The sequence below is a fragment of the Streptococcus sp. 1055 genome (assembly GCF_013276815.1).
GTDB lineage: Bacteria > Bacillota > Bacilli > Lactobacillales > Streptococcaceae > Streptococcus > Streptococcus pseudopneumoniae.
This window is the reverse complement of sequence record NZ_VMLT01000106.1, coordinates 1-4,799: the sequence shown is the minus strand read 5'-3', so window position 1 is coordinate 4,799 and position 4,799 is coordinate 1. Positions and strand designations below refer to the sequence as shown.

Annotated in this window: 1 tRNA gene and 2 rRNA genes; all 3 read right to left on the bottom strand. The window is 50.3% G+C overall.

Annotation, left to right across the window (positions count from 1 at the left end):
* Positions 1-35 precede the first annotated feature (35 nt).
* Positions 36-2,937, bottom strand: a 23S ribosomal RNA gene (locus HT699_RS09030).
* Positions 2,938-3,061: 124 nt separating this feature from the next.
* Positions 3,062-3,134 (bottom strand) — tRNA-Ala (locus HT699_RS09025).
* Between the two features lie 51 nt (positions 3,135-3,185).
* Positions 3,186-4,731, bottom strand: a 16S ribosomal RNA gene (locus tag HT699_RS09020).
* The 16S and 23S rRNA genes sit together here with 1 tRNA gene alongside, the layout of an rRNA operon.
* Positions 4,732-4,799: the final 68 nt, after the last annotated feature.

Here is a 4,799-nt window from a genome sequence, read left to right as displayed (position 1 = left end):
CAAGAAAACCGTTCGCTTTCGTATTCTCAGTTACTTTGGATAAGTCCTCGAGCTATTAGTATTAGTCCGCTACATGTGTCGCCACACTTCCACTTCTAACCTATCTACCTGATCATCTCTCAGGGCTCTTACTGATATATAATCATGGGAAATCTCATCTTGAGGTGGGTTTCACACTTAGATGCTTTCAGCGTTTATCCCTTCCCTACATAGCTACCCAGCGATGCCTTTGGCAAGACAACTGGTACACCAGCGGTAAGTCCACTCTGGTCCTCTCGTACTAGGAGCAGATCCTCTCAAATTTCCTACGCCCGCGACGGATAGGGACCGAACTGTCTCACGACGTTCTGAACCCAGCTCGCGTGCCGCTTTAATGGGCGAACAGCCCAACCCTTGGGACCGACTACAGCCCCAGGATGCGACGAGCCGACATCGAGGTGCCAAACCTCCCCGTCGATGTGAACTCTTGGGGGAGATAAGCCTGTTATCCCCAGGGTAGCTTTTATCCGTTGAGCGATGGCCCTTCCATACGGAACCACCGGATCACTAAGCCCGACTTTCGTCCCTGCTCGAGTTGTAGCTCTCGCAGTCAAGCTCCCTTATACCTTTACACTCTGCGAATGATTTCCAACCATTCTGAGGGAACCTTTGGGCGCCTCCGTTACCTTTTAGGAGGCGACCGCCCCAGTCAAACTGCCCGTCAGACACTGTCTCCGATAGGGATCACCTATCTGGGTTAGAGTGGCCATAACACAAGGGTAGTATCCCAACAGCGTCTCCTTCGAAACTGGCGTCCCGATTTCGTAGACTCCTACCTATCCTGTACATGTGGTACAGACACTCAATATCAAACTGCAGTAAAGCTCCATGGGGTCTTTCCGTCCTGTCGCGGGTAACCTGCATCTTCACAGGTACTAAAATTTCACCGAGTCTCTCGTTGAGACAGTGCCCAAATCATTACGCCTTTCGTGCGGGTCGGAACTTACCCGACAAGGAATTTCGCTACCTTAGGACCGTTATAGTTACGGCCGCCGTTTACTGGGGCTTCAATTCATACCTTCGCTTGCGCTAAGCACTCCTCTTAACCTTCCAGCACCGGGCAGGCGTCACCCCCTATACATCATCTTACGATTTAGCAGAGAGCTGTGTTTTTGATAAACAGTTGCTTGGGCCTATTCACTGCGGCTGACTTAAAGTCAGCACCCCTTCTCCCGAAGTTACGGGGTCATTTTGCCGAGTTCCTTAACGAGAGTTCTCTCGCTCACCTGAGGCTACTCGCCTCGACTACCTGTGTCGGTTTGCGGTACGGGTAGAGTATGTTTAAACGCTAGAAGCTTTTCTTGGCAGTGTGACGTCACTAACTTCGCTACTAAACTTCGCTCCCCATCACAGCTCAATGTTATAGAATTAAGCATTTGACTCAATTCACACCTCACTGCTTAGACAGACTCTTCCAATCGTCTGCTTTAGTTAGCCTACTGCGTCCCTCCATCACTACATACTCTAGTACAGGAATATCAACCTGTTGTCCATCGGATACACCTTTCGGTCTCTCCTTAGGTCCCGACTGACCCAGGGCGGACGAGCCTTCCCCTGGAAACCTTAGTCTTACGGTGGACAGGATTCTCACCTGTCTTTCGCTACTCATACCGGCATTCTCACTTCTATGCGTTCCAGCGCTCCTCACGGTATACCTTCATCACACATAGAACGCTCTCCTACCATACCTATAAAGGTATCCACAGCTTCGGTAAATTGTTTTAGCCCCGGTACATTTTCGGCGCAGGGTCACTCGACTAGTGAGCTATTACGCACTCTTTGAATGAATAGCTGCTTCTAAGCTAACATCCTAGTTGTCTGTGCAACCCCACATCCTTTTCCACTTAACAATTATTTTGGGACCTTAGCTGGTGGTCTGGGCTGTTTCCCTTTCGACTACGGATCTTAGCACTCGCAGTCTGACTGCCGACCATAATTCTTTGGCATTCGGAGTTTATCTGAGATTGGTAATCCGGGATGGACCCCTCACCCAAACAGTGCTCTACCTCCAAGAATCTCTAATGTCGACGCTAGCCCTAAAGCTATTTCGGAGAGAACCAGCTATCTCCAAGTTCGTTTGGAATTTCTCCGCTACCCACAAGTCATCCAAGCACTTTTCAACGTGCCCTGGTTCGGTCCTCCAGTGCGTCTTACCGCACCTTCAACCTGCTCATGGGTAGGTCACATGGTTTCGGGTCTACGTCATGATACTAAGGCGCCCTATTCAGACTCGGTTTCCCTACGGCTCCGTCTCTTCAACTTAACCTCGCATCATAACGTAACTCGCCGGTTCATTCTACAAAAGGCACGCTCTCACCCATTAACGGGCTCGAACTTGTTGTAGGCACACGGTTTCAGGTTCTATTTCACTCCCCTCCCGGGGTGCTTTTCACCTTTCCCTCACGGTACTGGTTCACTATCGGTCACTAGGGAGTATTTAGGGTTGGGAGATGGTCCTCCCAGATTCCGACGGGATTTCACGTGTCCCGCCGTACTCAGGATACTGCTAGGTACAAAGACTATTTTAAATACGAGGCTATTACTCTCTTTGGCTGATCTTCCCAAATCATTCTTCTATAATCTTTGAGTCCACATTGCAGTCCTACAACCCCGAAGAGTAAACTCTTCGGTTTGCCCTCCTGCCGTTTCGCTCGCCGCTACTAAGGCAATCGCTTTTGCTTTCTCTTCCTGCAGCTACTTAGATGTTTCAGTTCACTGCGTCTTCCTCCTCACATCCTTAACAGATGCGGGTAACAGGTAGTACCTGTTGGGTTCCCCCATTCGGAAATCCCTGGATCATCGCTCACTTACAGCTACCCAAGGCATATCGTCGTTTGTCACGTCCTTCTTCGGCTCCTAGTGCCAAGGCATCCACCGTGCGCCCTTATTAACTTAACCTTATTTTCTGACCTTTCAGTCATAAACTCTTATTAATACTACAGCGTTTTCGGTTTATTTTCTTGTTACTATTTGATATAGATATTCAATTTTCAATGTGCATTACTTGGTGATCTCTCACCAATGGAGCCTAGCGGGATCGAACCGCTGACCTCCTGCGTGCAAAGCAGGCGCTCTCCCAGCTGAGCTAAGGCCCCACAAGACCTCTCAAGACTAAACAAGACCAATGCGCAGTTCCTTTTCCTTAGAAAGGAGGTGATCCAGCCGCACCTTCCGATACGGCTACCTTGTTACGACTTCACCCCAATCATCTATCCCACCTTAGGCGGCTGGCTCCTTACGGTTACCTCACCGACTTCGGGTGTTACAAACTCTCGTGGTGTGACGGGCGGTGTGTACAAGGCCCGGGAACGTATTCACCGCGGCGTGCTGATCCGCGATTACTAGCGATTCCGACTTCATGTAGGCGAGTTGCAGCCTACAATCCGAACTGAGACTGGCTTTAAGAGATTAGCTTGCCGTCACCGGCTTGCGACTCGTTGTACCAGCCATTGTAGCACGTGTGTAGCCCAGGTCATAAGGGGCATGATGATTTGACGTCATCCCCACCTTCCTCCGGTTTATTACCGGCAGTCTCGCTAGAGTGCCCAACTGAATGATGGCAACTAACAATAGGGGTTGCGCTCGTTGCGGGACTTAACCCAACATCTCACGACACGAGCTGACGACAACCATGCACCACCTGTCACCTCTGTCCCGAAGGAAAGCTCTATCTCTAGAGCGGTCAGAGGGATGTCAAGACCTGGTAAGGTTCTTCGCGTTGCTTCGAATTAAACCACATGCTCCACCGCTTGTGCGGGCCCCCGTCAATTCCTTTGAGTTTCAACCTTGCGGTCGTACTCCCCAGGCGGAGTGCTTAATGCGTTAGCTACGGCACTAAACCCCGGAAAGGGTCTAACACCTAGCACTCATCGTTTACGGCGTGGACTACCAGGGTATCTAATCCTGTTTGCTCCCCACGCTTTCGAGCCTCAGCGTCAGTTACAAGCCAGAGAGCCGCTTTCGCCACCGGTGTTCCTCCATATATCTACGCATTTCACCGCTACACATGGAATTCCACTCTCCCCTCTTGCACTCAAGTTAAACAGTTTCCAAAGCCTACTATGGTTAAGCCACAGCCTTTAACTTCAGACTTATCTAACCGCCTGCGCTCGCTTTACGCCCAATAAATCCGGACAACGCTCGGGACCTACGTATTACCGCGGCTGCTGGCACGTAGTTAGCCGTCCCTTTCTGGTAAGATACCGTCACAGTGTGAACTTTCCACTCTCACACTCGTTCTTCTCTTACAACAGAGCTTTACGATCCGAAAACCTTCTTCACTCACGCGGCGTTGCTCGGTCAGACTTCCGTCCATTGCCGAAGATTCCCTACTGCTGCCTCCCGTAGGAGTCTGGGCCGTGTCTCAGTCCCAGTGTGGCCGATCACCCTCTCAGGTCGGCTATGTATCGTCGCCTTGGTGAGCCGTTACCCCACCAACTAGCTAATACAACGCAGGTCCATCTGGTAGTGATGCAATTGCACCTTTTAAGCAAATGTCATGCAACATCCACTCTTATGCGGTATTAGCTATCGTTTCCAATAGTTATCCCCCGCTACCAGGCAGGTTACCTACGCGTTACTCACCCGTTCGCAACTCATCCAGAGAAGCAAGCTCCTCCTTCAGCGTTCTACTTGCATGTATTAGGCACGCCGCCAGCGTTCGTCCTGAGCCAGGATCAAACTCTCATTAAAAGTTTGAGTTCTCACTCATTTCTGTCACTGACAGATTTATTGTTTTTTCATTGTTCAGTACTACAACC